The organism is Brevundimonas sp. (assembly GCF_032055285.1).
In the GTDB taxonomy this organism is placed as follows: domain Bacteria; phylum Pseudomonadota; class Alphaproteobacteria; order Caulobacterales; family Caulobacteraceae; genus Brevundimonas.
The window spans coordinates 18,532-33,199 of the sequence record NZ_DAMBRE010000002.1 but is presented as its reverse complement, the minus strand read 5'-3'; the positions used below and the strand labels follow the sequence as shown (position 1 = coordinate 33,199).

Below are 14,668 nucleotides of genomic sequence, written 5' to 3'. Positions count from 1 at the left end.
TGCTGCCTCCCCGAAATGTCAGCCTGGTATAGCCGAGTGTCGCCCTGTCAGATCAGATGGTGCGGTCGAGAAGACTCGAACTTCCACGGGTTGCCCCACAGCGACCTCAACGCTGCGCGTCTACCAATTCCGCCACGACCGCTCGCATCGGAGGGCGGGCAATAGCGGAGAGGCGACGGAAAGAAAAGGGGGTTTTGCGCAAATAGGCGAAGGTCGTGATTTTCCTCCCCATTTCATGGGGAGGGGGACCGCGTAGCGGTGGAGGGGGCGGCGCGCAGGTTCGCCATAATGACGCCTCACCGGCACGGCGCTGTCGCGCGGCGCCTCCTCCCCATGGCATGGGGAGGAAATCAAGCCGCGCCGGCCATGAAGTCATAGATGTCGGCGGTGCGGGTCACGGTGATGGCGATGCGGTCGTCGCGAATCTCGATCTCGCCGCGCGCGACCGGATGGTTGTTGGCCAGGATCCAGACCTCGTCGCGTTCGGAGGCGTCGAGCGGGATCACCGCGCCGCGACCCATGCGCAGCAGCTGTTGCATCGGCAGGACCGAACGGCCCAGCACGACCGAAATCTCGACATCGACGGCTTCGATCTGGCTCAAGACGATACTCACAATCAACGCGCGGCCCTTGCGCCGCCGCGTTCGGACACACATTGAAGCTTCATGCTTGCCGACCCGTTAAGCCTGAACGAACCTTTGCTGAGCCGCGACGACGGCTGCCCTGTCCAATGGGCGGTTTCGACCAGCTATGTCGACTATGAACCCGCCGTGGCGGCCATGGAGGCTCGCGTCGCCGCCATCGCGGCGGGCGAGGCAGAGGAGGTGGTCTGGCTGCTGGAACATCCGCCGCTCTATACGGCGGGAGTCTCGGCCAAGGACGACGACCTCTTGGCGCCCGACCGTTTCCCGGTGCACCGGACGGGGCGGGGCGGACAGTTCACCTATCACGGGCCGGGTCAGCGCGTGGCCTATGTCATGCTGGACCTGAACAAGCGCGGCAAGGACGTGCGCGCCTTCGTCCATGGGCTGGAGGACTGGATCATCGGGGCTCTGGACCAGTTCGGGGTCGAGGCTGGAATGCGCGAGGGCCGCGTCGGCGTCTGGGTCGAGCGCAAGGGCGCGGGCTGGTCCCGCGAGGACAAGATCGCCGCCATCGGCGTCAAGGTGCGCAAGTGGGTCAGCTTCCACGGCATCAGCCTGAACGTGGAGCCGGACCTGGATCATTTCGGCGGCATTGTGCCGTGCGGCATCACCGAGCACGGCGTGACCAGCCTGGTCGATCTGGGCGTTCTGGCGACCATGGACGAGGCGGACGGGGCGCTGAAGGCCTCGTTTCAGCGGGTGTTCGGCCCGGTTCAGACGGGCGAAGCGCCGCTTTAAGCCTTCGCCGGCGCGCCGTAGCGGTTGAAGGCTTTCTGCCCCGGCAGCAGGGCCAGATCGACGGCGACCAAGGCCAGCAGCGCCAGGGCGATCCAGTCGAGCGGGGCCGCGGGGCGGGGCCAGGCCATGGCGAAGGCCAGCAGGATCGGTCCGCTCCACCATCCGGACCGCCCCCGGTCGTGCAGACGCTGCGACAGGAGGCAGGCGGCGCAATAGAGCAGCAGCGCCGCGACCAACCAGCCGGTCATGTCCCGCACCGCCAGAGGCGCACGCAGGTCAAAGCCCGCCCACAGGGCCAGCAGGACGCCGGCCCCGGCAATAAAGGCGATCCGGCCGATGCGACCGCTGGACGTCAGGAATAGGTCGGCGGGAGACGTCATCAAGGCTCGGTCTGGAGCAGGGTGAAGGCCGGATCACCGCCCTTGGGCGAAGGTCCGAAACGATTGGGACCCGGCGTACCGTCCAGGAAGCCGAGAACCACCAGCAGATACAGGCTGCCCAGCGTCCCCGCCACTCCGATAAGAAGAAGGAAACCGCCGACCCACACGCCCTGGTCGAACATCTGGCCGGCGGAGGTGAAGGCGCCTTCGGGCGCCAAGGCGACGAGATAGCCGGCAACGGTCAGGGCCATGGCCAGGCGGGCGTCCTTGTCGCGATCATGCGCCCGCTTGGCCGCCAGGGCGAGGGAGGGCCACAAGAAGGGGAGGGTGGTGGCCAGGTTCACCCACAGCCCGACCGGATGCATCAGCCGGTGCATGGAGCCGTCGAAGCCCCTGAAAAACATCGACTGGTCGGGGCCGAGGATCAGAAGAGCGACGGTTTCCCCAAAAAGCATGCTGGCCAGCCCCATTAGGATGGTCAGGACCCACCAATCGATGCGCCGCAGACGGCCTTCAAATCCGAACAGTTTGTTCTTTAAAGACATTACGCCCCCCGACGCTATTTCTTCGGTCTGGACCAGCCGACTTGCACCGCACGATAGCGTGGCCTTCCGCGTCAAGTAAGCGCTCTCGAAGCGCCAAGCGCAGCGGTCAATTCGTCGCGGGGCTTTAACGGAGCCCTTTCTTGGGTTTAAACACGGCCAACCCGCGTTTCGACGGCCTTCTGGGAGTATCCTCCATGCAACGTCTGCTCACCGCCTCGGCGGCTGTTATCGCCCTGGCTTTTGCGGCCAGCAGCGCTTCGGCCCAGAATTTCAGCGACCTGGCCCGCCAGGACCTTCAGGCCATGCACGACGCGCTGAAGGCCAACCACCCTGCCGCCGTGACGCCCGGCGCCGCCAGCGAGGGCTTCCGCGCCTGGATCGACGCCGGCCTGCAAGAGGCCCAGGGCAAGGCCGGTCAGGTCAATAGCGGCGAGAGCCATGCCTATCTGCTGAGCTACTACGCCAACGGTTTCCGCGACTCGAACATCGCCGCCATTCCGACGTTTGACCGCGCCAGCGCCTTCTTCGCCACCAGCTGGCCGGGCGTGGCCACGGCCTGGCGCAACGGCGAATATGTCGTGTCCTACGTCCAGCCGGGCGTGCGCGGCGCGCCGCCGGTCGGCGCCGTGGTCAAGGCTTGCAACCTTCAGCCGATCGCCGACTTCGCCAAGGCCAAGCTGGATCGCTTTGAGGGCGATCTGACGACCGAGGCCGCGCGTGTTCGCACCGCGCCCTACCTGCTGTGGAACCGCAACAACCCCATGGCCGGCGGCGTGCCCTCGACCTGCGAGTTCCAGGTCGGTCGCCGCACGCGTGACTATACGCTGAGCCCGCAGCCCGCGACCCCGGCCAATCTGGAAGCGGCCTATCGCGCTTCGGTTTTCACGCCCGGCGCCACCAAGCTGTCGATCGAACAGGTCGATGGTCGTCCGTGGGTTCACGTCAACTCGCTGGAAGACAACGCCGGCTGGGACGCCTTCTTCGCTCAGGTGGAGGCCCAGGCGGCAAGCCTGCGTGGCGGCCAGGGCCTGGTCATCGACCTGCGTGGCGCTGAAGGCGACTCCCTCAACGCCACGGCCCGCGGCTATGGCTTGGCCAACCGCATCTGGTCGCCGGAATTCACCGTCAGCCGCCAGCCGGACGCTGGTCAGATCACCTACCGCGCCACCGCCGCCAACCGTCAGTGGTTCGCCGAGACCCTGGGCCGGATGCAGGCCGACCCGCGCTTCGTGCAGGAATCGGGTCCGGTCATCGAGCAGACCCAGGCCATCGTCGCCGCCTTCGACTCGGCGATCGCCGCCGGTCAGCCGACCTTCGTCATGCCGGGCCGTCCGGCCGTAGCCGATACCGGAGCCGCCAACCCCGTGCAGGGCAAGGTCGTGGTTCTGGTCGACGGCGGCTGCACCAACGGCTGCCTGGACACCCTGGACCTGCTGACCCGTCTGCCGAACGTGCAACTGGCCGGTTCGGCGACTGCCGTGGACTCGATCTTCATCGAGCCGACCGTGCAGCGCCTGCCGTCGAACTATTCGGATCTCAGCTACGGTCACAAGGCCTGGACCACGCGTCAGCGCGGCAACAACCAGGGCCATGTCCCGGCTCAGGGTCTGGCCTTCACCGGCAACCCGACCGATGAAGCCGCCGTGCGCGCCTGGGTCGGAACTCTGTTCTAGGGCTATCGCCCTTCGGGCTCATTTCATGAGTGGGCCTACCGCGCTTCGCGCTATTTGAGGCCCGTTCGGGTGGTGAAGGCGTGTTGAGGCAAATGGGGGCCGGACGGTGGAAACATCGTCCGGCCCTTCCTATTTTGGGCTCATGACCCAGACCGAATCCCCCACGCCGCTGCGTTCGCCTTCGGGCTTTGATCTGACGCCGCCGAGCGAGAGCCAGCGCGTGGCGCTGGAGGCGGACCTGTCGCCGGAGGAAAAGCGCGTCCTGCTGGCCCACGGCACCGAGGCGCCCTTCTGCGGCGCCCTGCTGGGCGAGAAGCGCAGCGGGGTCTTCTGCTGCCGGGAATGCGGCCTGCCGCTGTTCCGCTCGGCGACCAAGTTTGAAAGCGGCACCGGCTGGCCCAGCTTCAGCGTCCCGGTGGATGAGGCGCATGTGCGCGCCGTCCGCGACGACAGCTATGGCATGGTCCGCGTCGAGACCCGCTGCGCCCGCTGCGACAGCCATCAGGGCCACGTCTTCCCCGACGGGCCGCCGCCGTCCGGCCTGCGTTACTGCATCAACTCGGTGGCCCTCAGCTTCGTGCCGGAAGGCGAGGCTCTGCCTGATCCTCTGGGGCGCGGCGACGGGACCGCCTGACCTTAGCCGCATTTGCAGTTAGGGTGATGGTGAACGGGAGTACGGGCGCATGATGATCGAACTGACCGCCGCCGCGATGTTGATGGCGAACATGGACCCCGACGGCGTTGTCGCGACCGCGCCGCGCGGCGAGCAGGCCGTGCTGACGGCATCGGCCGCCGCCCTGGCGGCATCCACGAGCGACGCCTCGCCCAGCACGACGGTGCAGAGCGCCGCCCCGCACGGCCTGTCCACCGACGAACAGATCGCCCGCTGGATCGGCGAGCGCGCCGCGGAGACGACGACTACCCCGCCGGTCGACCCCTGGGCCGAGAGCGAACAGCGCAAGATGCACGGCGAGTTCAGCGTCGGCTTCGGCACGGGCGGCTATGAGGACTACGCCGCGGCGGTATCTCTGCCGATCGGCGAGAACGGCACGCTGAATCTCAGCGTCAGCCAGACCAAGAACAGTCCTTGGGGTTATGGCTACGGATATGGCTCTCCCTGGGGCTATCCCGGCTATGGCCGTCCGTTCGGCGTCACGGAAGCGCCTGGCTTCGAGGGGACCTATTTCCGCGGGCGGCCCTATCCGCCGCTGCGCGTTCGGCCCGATGCGGGCAACAGCACGACCAACTCGGTCGGCGTGATGTTTCAAAGCGGGCGCTAGGCGCTTCTGACCCTCCCTGCGAACTGAGGCGTCTGCGCCACGGCGCGGCAGGTTTCTTCCGGGGCGTCCCATCGCCGCATTCCCTTTGGGCGGCGATCTCCCATATGCGTCGGGAGACAGAGGACCAGTATGGATAGCTTGCTTAGTTCGGCCGCCGATTTCATCGCCAGACACCATGTCTGGGCCGGGGTCGTTCTGGGGTTGGTCACATTCTTCGAGTCGCTGGTGGTCATCGGCGCCTTCGTGCCGGCGACAGGCCTGCTGGTCGCCGCGGGCGGTCTGGTGGCCGCAGGCGTTCTGGATCCGCTGACCGTCATCGCCGGCTGCGTCATCGGCGCGGTCATGGGCGACGCCATCTCCTACTGGATCGGTCGCCGTCTGGGCACGGGCGTCCTGCGCCAACCCATGCTGCTGCCGCACCGTCGCAAGATCGCCTGGACGCGGCTCTACTGCCGTCGCTACGGCGTGGCCTCCATCTTCATCGGCCGCTTCTTCGGCCCGCTGCGCGCCTTCGTGCCGGTCATGGTCGGCGTGTTGCGGATGCGCCAGCGGGTGTTCCAGCTGGCCAACGTGACCTCGGCCTTCGTCTGGGTCCTGGCCATGCTGGCTCCGGGCTATCTGGCCGCCAAGGGACTGGCCCAGCTGGAGTTCATGAGCGAGGCCCACGGTCCGACCCTGATGCTCATCGCCTTCGCCGCCGTGGTCGTGGTCGCCGTGGTCGCCATGCGCTGGCTGAAGGGCAGAGCGGCCAGGCGGTCGGCCCTGCTGGCGGCGACGGTCGAGTAATCTGCCGCCGTCATCCCGGCCGCAGCGCAGCGGAGAGCCGGGACCGCCCAAGACGCCGCGTTTCCTGTGGTCCCGGATAAGCGCTGCGCGCTTTCCGGGATGATGTTCAGCCCATGAAAAAGGGCCCGACCGGATGGTCGGGCCCTCTCTGTATTCAGGACTGACGCGCGTCAGTCGTGGCCGTGGCTGTGGCCGTGCGCATCGGCCTCGGCGGAGGCGGCGCCGGCGCTCCAGGCCTGACCGTCTGCGGTCTGGTGCCAGAAGGGCTGACGCGGGGCCTGACCGACCTCGTTCATCTGGTTGTCGAAGATGCGGCCGTTGATCATGGTGTAGCCGATCTTGACCGTGTTGCGCAGGTTCTCCAGCGGGTTGGCGTCCAGCACGACCAGGTCGGCCAGCTTGCCGGTTTCCAGCGAGCCGATGTCCTTGTCCATGCCCAGCGCCGTCGCGCCGTTCAGGGTGCCGACGCGCAGGGCCTCGTGCGGGGTCATGCCGCCCTGCTCGAACATCCACAGCTCCCAGTGGGCGCCGAGGCCTTCGCGCTGGCCGTGCGCGCCGATCTGCACCGACACGCCTTCGTCAGCCAGGCGCTTGGCCTCATGCGCGATGGCGATGTGGTTCAGCTCGTTTTCCGGCACATGGACCGGGCGACGGGCGCGGCTGTCGAGGACGCGGCGCGGGACATATTTCGTCAGGATCGGGTCGTTCCAGACGTCCGTGGCCTGATACCAGTAATTCTCGCCCCAGTTGCCGCCATAGGCCACCACCAGGGTGGGGGTGTAGGCCACCTTGGTCTGACGCCACAGCTGATGCACGTCGGCGTACAGATGGGCCAGCGGGATCGAGTGCTCGATCGTGGTGTGGCCGTCCACCACCATGCTCATGTTGTGCTGATAGAGCGACCCGCCCTCGGGCACGACCATCATGCCCAGTTCGCGCGCGGCCTCCAGGATCTGCTGACGCTGGTCGCGGCGGGGCTGATTGTAGCTCTTGACGCTCCAGGCCCCGACGGCCTGCATCCGGCGCAGGTTGGACAGGGCGTCGTCCAGATCATTGACCTGAGCCGTGAACGGCGTCGCCGCCCCATACAGGATGGTGCCGGTCGAGAAGATGCGCGGGCCGACCACGCGCCCGGCCTTGGCCAGTTCGCTGTGGGCGAAGATCTCGCTCGAATCATTGGACGGGTCGTGGATGGTGGTCACGCCGAAGGCCAGCGCGGCGTAGTTGACCCAGGACTGCTGCGGGATGATCTCGTCCGAGCCCATCGAGCCGTGCCAGTGGGCGTCCACCAGGCCGGGGATGATGGTCTTGCCGGCCATGTCCATGACGCGGGCGTCGGCGGGAACCGTGACCGAGCCGCGCGGGCCGATGGCCTCGATGCGGTTGCCGTTGATCACGACCACGCCGTCCTCGATGACCTCGTCGCCCTTCATGGTGATCAGGCGCGCGCCGCTCAGGACCACGCGGCCGGTCGGCTTGGCGTAGTCGGCGCTGAAGCCGATCTTGATTCCATGCTCGGCGGGCTCGGGCAGTTCAGCCGGGGCGCCCTCGGCGAAGGCGAAGCTTTCGCTCAGCGGGCGCGAGAACAGCTCCGGTCCCATCGACCATTGCAGTCGGCTGGAATCGCCCGACCAGTGCAGCCATTCGCCGGCGTCGCGGGTGACGCGGGTCTGGGGCAGGGCCTTGGTGTCGGCGCCGACCGTGATGGCGCGGCCGGTGGGGACGAAGGGCGTCACATAGGCGTTGAAACGCTCGGTCCAGGCCACCCAATGCTCGTCAGGCGAGACCGAGAACTCGGCCGCCCATTCGCTGCTCAGGTGGGTGCGGGCGTCGTCGCCTGACAGGTTGACCGATTTCAGCACCCGCTTGTCGCCGTCGCGCGAGGTCAGGAAGATGCGGTCGTTGCGGGCGCCGAACTGCGGGTTGGAGCCCTCGTCGGTGATCAGGGTCGGCTCGCCGCCGCGCACCGAGGTGCGATAGACGCCGGGATTGCGGCTCCACAGGGCGGTGCGCAGGAAGCCGTCGCTGGAGGTGCGATAGACGACCGTCTGGCCGTCCGGCGAGAACTGCGGCTCCAGGTAATGACCCGGCTGGGCGCTGATGACGCGGCCTTCGCCGCCAGCGGCGGGAATCACCCGCAGCGTGCCGAGGTCCTGATCGTTCCAGGTCGTATAGACGATGGAGCGGCCGTCGCGGGACCAGGACGGATAGAGCTCGAAGTGGTCGCTTTGTCGCGTCAGACGACGGGGCGTTCCCGCGACGCCGTTGCGCAGGTCGCGGATCCACAGATTGCCGAGGGCCTCGAACACCACCTTGGAGCCGTCGGGCGAGGTCTGGGCCCAGCGGACCATCTTCACGTCGAACCGGTCAGGCGCGACCTCGACGGGGAAGCGCACGGCCTCCTGCACGCGGCGGGTGTCGGCGACGTGGAAGGGGATCTCGCTGACGGCCTTGGACGCCACGTCGATGCGATGGATCTTGCCGCCCGCCCAGAAGACGATGCCGCTGTTGTCCGGGGTCCAGCTCATCGTCGGATAGACGCCGTGGATGGCCCAGGTTTCCTGCAGGTCGCGGTCCAGGGCGTCATAGATCGGGGTCTCACGGCCCGATTCGAGGTCCATGACGTAGAGGATGGACTTGTAGCGGTCGCGCCGGATGAAGGCCAAGGACTTGCCGTCGGGCGAGGGGGTGGGGCGAATCGAGCCGCCGGGGCCGGTGACGAAGGGCGTAATCTCGCCCGTCTCGCGATCCAGACGCCGGATCACATAGATCTGGGTGTTGGGGTCCTTGGAGTAGTCGAACACGCCGCCCGGCGTGGAATCATCGCTGAAATAAAGGTAGCGACCATCGGGCGAGAAGGCGGGCTCGCCCGTGTCCTTCTGCTGGGTGCGGCGCTCGGTCAGCTGCACGCCGCCCCCGCCTGCGCGGTGGTACATCCACATCTCGCCCGCACCCAGCGAGCGCGACGAGGTGAAGTGCTTGCGCCCGACGATGAACTGGCCGTCCGGGGACCAGTCGGGCTGGGTCAGCAGGCGGAAGGTCTCGTTGGACACCTGCCTGGCGTTGGACCCATCGCGATCCATGACCCACAGGTTGTCGCCGCCGCCTCGGTCCGAGGTGAAGGCGATGGAGCGGCCGTCCGGCGAGTATTTGGGCTGCATGTCCCAGGCAACGCCCGAGGCGATGGCGCGGGCCTCGCCGCCGCCGATGGGCATGACGTAGATGTCGCCCAAAAGGTCGAAGACGATCTCGCGGCCGTCAGGGCTGATGTCCAGCGACATCCAGGTGCCTTCGGTGACGTCGATGGCGGCGTCGTGCGATGCGCCGGGCGGATTCTGGACGTCCCATTTGGGCTTGGCCGGCGTGGTCGCGGCGGTCGCCGTCGAATCGCTGGCCGGTGCGTTTTGCGCGAACGCCGGGAAGGCCACGGCCAGGGCCGCGACGGTGGTCAACAAGCTGCGCTTCATGGAAAGCCCCCAAACCCTCGAAACTGAGGTTGGAAGGTCTAGCGGGCGCGGGATGGTTTTGACCAGACGTTCAGACGTCGAACGTATACATTTCGATCGCGCCAGGACATCGCATCTGATTGTGGGGGAAGTGGCCCAGACCCTTGCAAATCATTGATCTGCAAGGGTCTGGATGGTGCCGCCGGGGGGAATCGAACCCACGACCTCAGCCTTACCAAGGATGCGCTCTACCACTGAGCTACGGCGGCCCTCAACGAGGAGAGCGGCCGTATAGCCAACGACTTCGGGGCGGCACAAGCGGAAAATGCATGCTTGATCAAAAACTTTGCTCGGGCTCTGCTGCACAACATGGATACCCCGCCCAAAGACGCCGTTCCCGCCGCTCCGGTCGTGGAGCCCACACGCGAACAGAAGGCCAAGGCCGAGCGGGCTATTCGCCTCGCGGCGGCCCTGCGCACCAACCTGAAGCGTCGCAAGGCGCCAGGGGGCGCGTCGCGCCCTGCGACCGAGCGCAACTGAAAGTCATCGTATCTGCGCCCATCGGCCTCTTTCGCGAGGGCGTAAGGGCTTGCTAGATAAGCGGTTCGCCGGGGCGCAGTGTTTCCGGCCGCGAAAGATTCCATGGACAGCATCGTCATCCACGGCGGCAACCGCCTGAACGGCCAGATCGAGGTCAGCGGCGCCAAGAATTCGGCCATCAAGCTGATGGCGGCTTCGATCCTGACGGATCAGCCCCTGCTGCTGACCAATATGCCGCGTCTGGCGGACACCCGATTCCTCGGCCAACTGCTGCAGCAGTTCGGCGTCGAGGTGACCGAGCGCAATGGTTCGGATGGCCAGGAGACCCTGTTCCACGCGCCCGAACTGACCTCGACCTTCGCCCCCTATGATCTGGTTCGCCAGATGCGGGCCTCGTTCAACGTCCTGGGGCCGCTGCTGGCCCGCTCGGGCGAGGCCAAGGTCTCGCTGCCGGGCGGCTGCACCATCGGCGCGCGCCCGGTCGACCTGCACCTGATGGCCCTGACGGCCATGGGCGCGCAGATCGAACTGGAAGAGGGCTATGTGTCCGCCCATGCGCCCAAGGGGCTGCAAGGGGCCGAGATCGAGTTCCCCTTCGTCTCGGTCGGCGCGACCGAGCACGCCCTGCTGGCCGCCGTCCTGGCGAATGGCACCACGGTGCTGAAGCGCGCCGCGCGTGAGCCGGAAATCGGCGACCTGGCCCGCTGCCTGATCGCCATGGGCGCCAGGATCGAGGGCCTGGACACCGACGTCCTGACCATCACCGGCGTGTCGTCGCTGTCGGGCGCGACCTGGTCGGTGATTCCCGACCGGATCGAGATGGGCTCCTACGCCCTGGCCGCGGCCATGGCCGGGGGCGAGGTGCGTCTGACCAAGGGCCGCGCCGACCTGATCACCGCCCTGACCGACAAGATGGTCGAGGCCGGGGTCGAGGTCGAACCGACCGCCGACGGCCTCATCGTTCGTCGCGACCCGGCGCAGCGGCTCAAGGCCGTCAACGTGACGACGGAAATCTATCCGGGCTTCGCCACCGACCTGCAGGCGCAGTTCATGGCCCTGATGACGACGGCCGAGGGGACGAGCGTCATCCACGAGAACATCTTCGAGAACCGCTTCATGCACGCGCCCGAGCTGGCGCGTTTGGGCGCCGACATCTCGGTCCACGCGGGCGAAGCCCATGTGCGCGGCGTCGAGAAGTTGCACGGGGCGCCGGTCATGGCCACCGACCTGCGCGCCTCGATCAGCCTGGTCATGGCTGGTCTGGTCGCCGAGGGCGAAACCACGGTCGGTCGCGTGTATCATCTGGATCGCGGCTTCGAGCGGATGGAAGAAAAGCTGGGAGCCTGCGGCGCCGACGTGCGGCGCGTGAAAGGCGGAGCGGATGAGCACTGAGGTCGAGGCGATCTCTGACGACGACGCGGCGGCCGAAGCCCTGGCCCCGATGGAGCCTCTGCGCCTGCTGGCCGAGGACGCCGTCGATCTGCAGATCATCTCGGCCGCGCTTCAGGACGCCATCATGCGGCCTGTCGACATCCGCTGGGAAAAGGAGGCGCGGCGTCTGACCATCGTCCTGTCGCGCTTCTGTTGGGAATGCGGCGGAACCCGCGTCATGTCGGCCATGCAGTTCGGAGACGTCGAGGCGGTCAAGAGCCGCCGCCTGCCGCGCCTGCCCGAATCGGCGCTGGAGTTGCTGGCGCTGGACTTCGAGCCGACCGAGGCCCCCGGCGGCCGGGTCATCCTGATGTTCGCCGGCGGCGGGGATCTGCGTATCGACGTGGAGTGCCTGGACGCCGTGCTGACCGACCTGTCGGATCGCTGGCCTGCGCGCATGGCCCCCACCCATCTGGACGAGACCAAGCCATGAGCGGTCCGCACAAGCTGTCATCCATAGAGGTGGACGCCGCCACCCTTCCGGCCGCCACCGCCGAGATCGAGCATCAGCGCCGTGTCGCCATCTTCGATCTTGTCGAACAGAACAGCTTCACGCCGGAAGGCGCCGAGGGCGGCCCCTATGCGCTTCGCCTGTCGTCGCAGGACAACCGCCTGGCCTTCGATATCGCCGGGCCGGACTTCGCTCGCACCCATGTCCTGTCGCTGTCGCCGATGAAGACGGTGATCCGCGACTACGCCCTGATCTGCGAAAGCTATTACGAAGCCCTGCGCGGCTCCTCGCCCAGCCAGATCGAGTCGGTCGACATGGGCCGTCGCGGCCTGCACAACGAGGGCGCGGAACTATTGCGTGCGCGCCTTGAAGGCAAGGTCGAGATCGACAAGGAAACCGCGCGTCGGCTGTTTACGCTGGTTTGCGCCGTCTATCGACGCGGCTGAACTCGACTATTTCGGCGTTTTGGTGCATTAGGCGCCTCCTTCACGGCTCGCGTTCACGCCCGACGCGAGCCTTAAGCCGTTTTTCCGGGCGAGAGAGACCGCATGGCCAAGGAAGAGCTTCTCGAGTTCCCCGGCGTCGTCAGCGAACTGCTGCCGAACGCCACTTTCCGCGTGACGCTGGAAAACGATCACGAGATCATCGCCCACACCGCCGGCAAGATGCGCAAGAACCGCATCCGCGTCCTGGCGGGCGACAAGGTGCTGGTCGAAATGACGCCCTACGACCTGACCAAGGGCCGCATCACCTATCGCTTCAAGTAAGGACGCGCGTGTCGCGTCCTGACCTTTCGGCTCCGCGGCTGGTCCTGGCCTCGTCGAGCCCGCGCCGCATTGAACTGCTGGCGCAGATCGGGGTGGTTCCCGATCATGTAGATCCCGCCGACATCGACGAGACGCCGTTGAAGAACGAGACGCCGTCGCGTCTGGCCGAGCGCCTGGCGCGAGGCAAGGCCGAGGTGGTGGCCGCGCGTTCGCCCGACGCCATCGTCCTGGCCGCCGACACCGTCGTGGCCCTGGGCCGTCGCCTGCTGGAAAAGCCGGCGGACGAGGCCGAGGCCAAGCGCTTCCTCGAACTGCTTTCGGGCCGCAATCACCGCGTCTTCACCGGCGTCGTCGTGATCGCTGGCGGCGAGGCGACCTGCCGTGTCGTCGACACCCGCGTCTCCTTCAAGACCCTTTCCACCGAAGAGATCGCGACCTACGTCGCCTCGGGCGAGTGGCGCGGCAAGGCGGGCGGATACGGCATCCAGGGGGCGGCCGCCGCCTTCGTGCGCCGCATCGTCGGCAGCCATCCCGCCGTCATGGGTCTGCCCCTCTATGAGGCGGCGAATCTGCTTCGGGGCGCCGGCTGGCGACCCAAGAGCCACTGACATGGCCGACGTCGAGGTCTTCCTCGATGAGACGCCGGGCGAGACCCGCGGCGTCATCGCCCGCGACGGGCTTTTCACCCATCTGATCATCCAGCGCGACAGCGACCGACCGAGCGATCGGCTGGGCGCGCGTTGCGTCGGCCGTATCGCGCGGGTCGAGCCGGGCCTGCGCGGCGCCTTCGTCGATCTGGGCGCGGGCGAGCCGTTCGGTTTCCTGCCTCTCGGTGCAAACGATGGGGTCGGGGAGGGCGCCAAGATCGAGGTCGAGGTCGTCGCCGAACCCCGCGAGCGCAAGGGGCCGGTGCTGCGCCGCCTGGGCGAGGCCGCCGGCGAGCCGCGTCTGCTGGGGGCCGGGCCGGACGTCGCGACGATTCTGGGCGGGCTGTTCCCTGGCGCGCGGCCTCAAACCGGCGTGGCTGCGATCCGCGCCGCGCTGGAAGCCGAGGAAGACGCCTTGTCCGTTTCCGTGGCCGATTCCCGCAGCGGCCTGGACCTGATGATTCAGCGCACCCGGGCCTTGATCGCGGTCGATATCGACCATGCGCCCGCGCCAGGTCGAGATTCGCGCAAGAACCGCGAGGCGGCCAACCGCGCCGGTTTGTCGCACACGGCCCGGCTGCTGACTCTGAAGGGGTGGGGCGGCCTGGTGGTGATCGACCTGATCGGGGTCGGCCTGCATGGCGACACCATAATGAAGATGGTTCGCGCGGCCTTTGCAGCTGAGCCGCAGGCGGCGTTCGGGCCGCTGAGCCGGTTCGGCCTGATGCAGGTGTCCTTGCCCTGGCGGCGGATGCCGCTGGACGAGCGATTGTTGGACGCCGCCGGGCGTCCGAGCCAGGAAACGCGCGCCATCGCCGTCGTCCGCCAACTGCGCTTGGCCATGTTGTCCGATCCGGCCACGCCGCGCTTCGTCGCCCGTTGTGCGCCGGACGAGGCGGCGCGGGCTGCGCCGCTTGTGCAGGCTCTTGGACCCAGGGCTGGCGTCCTGGCCGATGAAACGATGGCGGCCGGCGTCGTTAGAATAGAAGAGGCCCGTTAATGTCGCTCTGCCCCATCTGCCGTCGCCAGGAGGCCGTTCCGGCCTACAAGCCCTTCTGCTCCAAGCGCTGCGCCGACGTGGATCTGCAACGCTGGTTCAACGGCGGCTATGCCATTCCGACCGATGAAGTGGTCGAAGATGAAAAAGATCGCTGAATTGAGTGAATTGGCGTCTGGACAGCCCCGTCAGCCTCGCCTATAGACCCGCCTCTCGCGACGACGTCGTGCGCCTGGATAGCTCAGCTGGTAGAGCAGCGGATTGAAAATCCGCGTGTCGGTGGTTCGAACCCGCCTCCAGGCACCACTCCTCCCTTACAAGTTAAACTTTCCCGCCACGGGGA

Annotated in this window: 17 protein-coding genes and 3 tRNA genes; 14 read left to right on the top strand and 6 right to left on the bottom strand. The window is 67.3% G+C overall.

The features are described 5' to 3' along the window. Positions 1-57: 57 nt before the first annotated feature. Positions 58-142: transfer RNA gene (locus RTY13_RS05680), tRNA-Leu, on the bottom strand. A 208-nt stretch (positions 143-350) separates the two neighbouring features. Beyond that, entirely contained in the window at positions 351-656 is a 306-nt protein-coding gene (locus RTY13_RS05675; RefSeq protein WP_312781842.1) for a FliM/FliN family flagellar motor switch protein, read from the bottom strand. 9 nt (positions 657-665) lie between these two features. On the opposite strand from RTY13_RS05675, the gene lipB reads away from it, so the two are divergent. Next, a complete protein-coding gene (lipB, locus tag RTY13_RS05670) occupies positions 666-1,382 on the top strand; it encodes a lipoyl(octanoyl) transferase LipB (protein WP_312781841.1) in 717 nt (238 codons plus the stop codon). On the opposite strand, the gene RTY13_RS05665 is transcribed toward lipB, so the two are convergent. Both RTY13_RS05665 and RTY13_RS05660 read right to left on the bottom strand, forming a co-directional pair. Then, positions 1,379-1,762, bottom strand: coding sequence for a DUF805 domain-containing protein (locus tag RTY13_RS05665; RefSeq protein WP_312781840.1), 384 nt, complete (start codon positions 1,760-1,762; stop codon positions 1,379-1,381). The two genes, lipB and RTY13_RS05665, sit on opposite strands and share 4 nt — an antisense overlap. Further along, complete coding sequence (locus tag RTY13_RS05660; RefSeq protein WP_312781839.1) at positions 1,762-2,307, bottom strand: DUF805 domain-containing protein; 546 nt, start codon at positions 2,305-2,307, stop codon at positions 1,762-1,764. Before RTY13_RS05660 ends, RTY13_RS05665 begins: the two co-directional genes overlap by 1 nt. Before the next feature lie 194 nt (positions 2,308-2,501). Here RTY13_RS05660 and RTY13_RS05655 point away from each other — a divergent pair, with 194 nt between their 5' ends. From RTY13_RS05655 to RTY13_RS05640, 4 genes are all read left to right on the top strand, one after another. Next, positions 2,502-3,980, top strand: coding sequence for a hypothetical protein (locus tag RTY13_RS05655; protein WP_312781838.1), 1,479 nt, complete (start codon positions 2,502-2,504; stop codon positions 3,978-3,980). A gap of 142 nt (positions 3,981-4,122) precedes the next feature. Beyond that, positions 4,123-4,614 carry a peptide-methionine (R)-S-oxide reductase MsrB gene (gene msrB / locus RTY13_RS05650; protein WP_312781837.1) on the top strand — a complete coding sequence of 164 codons (492 nt, stop codon included), beginning with the start codon at positions 4,123-4,125 and terminating at the stop codon, positions 4,612-4,614. 49 nt (positions 4,615-4,663) lie between these two features. Continuing rightward, positions 4,664-5,260 carry a hypothetical protein gene (locus RTY13_RS05645; protein ID WP_312781834.1) on the top strand — a complete coding sequence of 199 codons (597 nt, stop codon included), beginning with the start codon at positions 4,664-4,666 and terminating at the stop codon, positions 5,258-5,260. Positions 5,261-5,389: 129 nt separating this feature from the next. Continuing rightward, positions 5,390-6,046, top strand: a complete 657-nt coding sequence (locus tag RTY13_RS05640) for a DedA family protein (RefSeq protein WP_312781833.1) — start codon at positions 5,390-5,392, stop codon at positions 6,044-6,046. A gap of 170 nt (positions 6,047-6,216) precedes the next feature. Here the strand turns inward: RTY13_RS05640 and RTY13_RS05635 are convergent, their stop codons facing one another. Together RTY13_RS05635 and RTY13_RS05630 are read right to left on the bottom strand one after the other, a co-directional pair. Beyond that, on the bottom strand, positions 6,217-9,501 hold the full coding sequence (locus tag RTY13_RS05635; RefSeq protein WP_312781832.1) for an amidohydrolase family protein: 3,285 nt from the start codon (positions 9,499-9,501) through the stop codon (positions 6,217-6,219). Positions 9,502-9,686: 185 nt separating this feature from the next. Then, positions 9,687-9,761 (bottom strand) — tRNA-Thr (locus RTY13_RS05630). A gap of 64 nt (positions 9,762-9,825) precedes the next feature. Between RTY13_RS05630 and RTY13_RS05625 the strand changes: the two genes are divergently transcribed. From RTY13_RS05625 to RTY13_RS05585, 9 genes are all read left to right on the top strand, one after another. Further along, positions 9,826-10,032, top strand: a complete 207-nt coding sequence (locus RTY13_RS05625; protein ID WP_312781831.1) for a hypothetical protein — start codon at positions 9,826-9,828, stop codon at positions 10,030-10,032. Positions 10,033-10,134: 102 nt separating this feature from the next. After that, positions 10,135-11,424 (top strand): UDP-N-acetylglucosamine 1-carboxyvinyltransferase, encoded by a 1,290-nt coding sequence (murA, locus tag RTY13_RS05620; protein WP_312781830.1) that lies wholly within the window; start codon positions 10,135-10,137, stop codon positions 11,422-11,424. Beyond that, positions 11,414-11,896 (top strand): DUF2948 family protein, encoded by a 483-nt coding sequence (locus RTY13_RS05615; RefSeq protein WP_312781829.1) that lies wholly within the window; start codon positions 11,414-11,416, stop codon positions 11,894-11,896. The genes murA and RTY13_RS05615 overlap by 11 nt, the downstream gene beginning before the upstream one ends. After that, positions 11,893-12,360, top strand: a complete 468-nt coding sequence (locus RTY13_RS05610) for a UPF0262 family protein (RefSeq protein WP_312781828.1) — start codon at positions 11,893-11,895, stop codon at positions 12,358-12,360. Before RTY13_RS05615 ends, RTY13_RS05610 begins: the two co-directional genes overlap by 4 nt. A 102-nt stretch (positions 12,361-12,462) precedes the next feature. After that, entirely contained in the window at positions 12,463-12,681 is a 219-nt protein-coding gene (infA, locus tag RTY13_RS05605; RefSeq protein ID WP_003164348.1) for a translation initiation factor IF-1, read from the top strand. Positions 12,682-12,689: 8 nt separating this feature from the next. After that, positions 12,690-13,289, top strand: a complete 600-nt coding sequence (locus tag RTY13_RS05600; RefSeq protein ID WP_312781826.1) for a nucleoside triphosphate pyrophosphatase — start codon at positions 12,690-12,692, stop codon at positions 13,287-13,289. A 1-nt stretch (position 13,290) separates the two neighbouring features. Next, positions 13,291-14,328, top strand: a complete 1,038-nt coding sequence (locus tag RTY13_RS05595) for a ribonuclease E/G (protein ID WP_312781824.1) — start codon at positions 13,291-13,293, stop codon at positions 14,326-14,328. Continuing rightward, positions 14,328-14,483: a DNA gyrase inhibitor YacG gene (locus RTY13_RS05590; protein WP_312781821.1), complete on the top strand. Its 156-nt coding sequence runs from the start codon at positions 14,328-14,330 to the stop codon at positions 14,481-14,483. The genes RTY13_RS05595 and RTY13_RS05590 overlap by 1 nt, the downstream gene beginning before the upstream one ends. Positions 14,484-14,555: 72 nt before the next feature. After that, positions 14,556-14,631: transfer RNA gene (locus RTY13_RS05585), tRNA-Phe, on the top strand. The last annotated feature ends 37 nt before the right edge of the window (positions 14,632-14,668 follow it).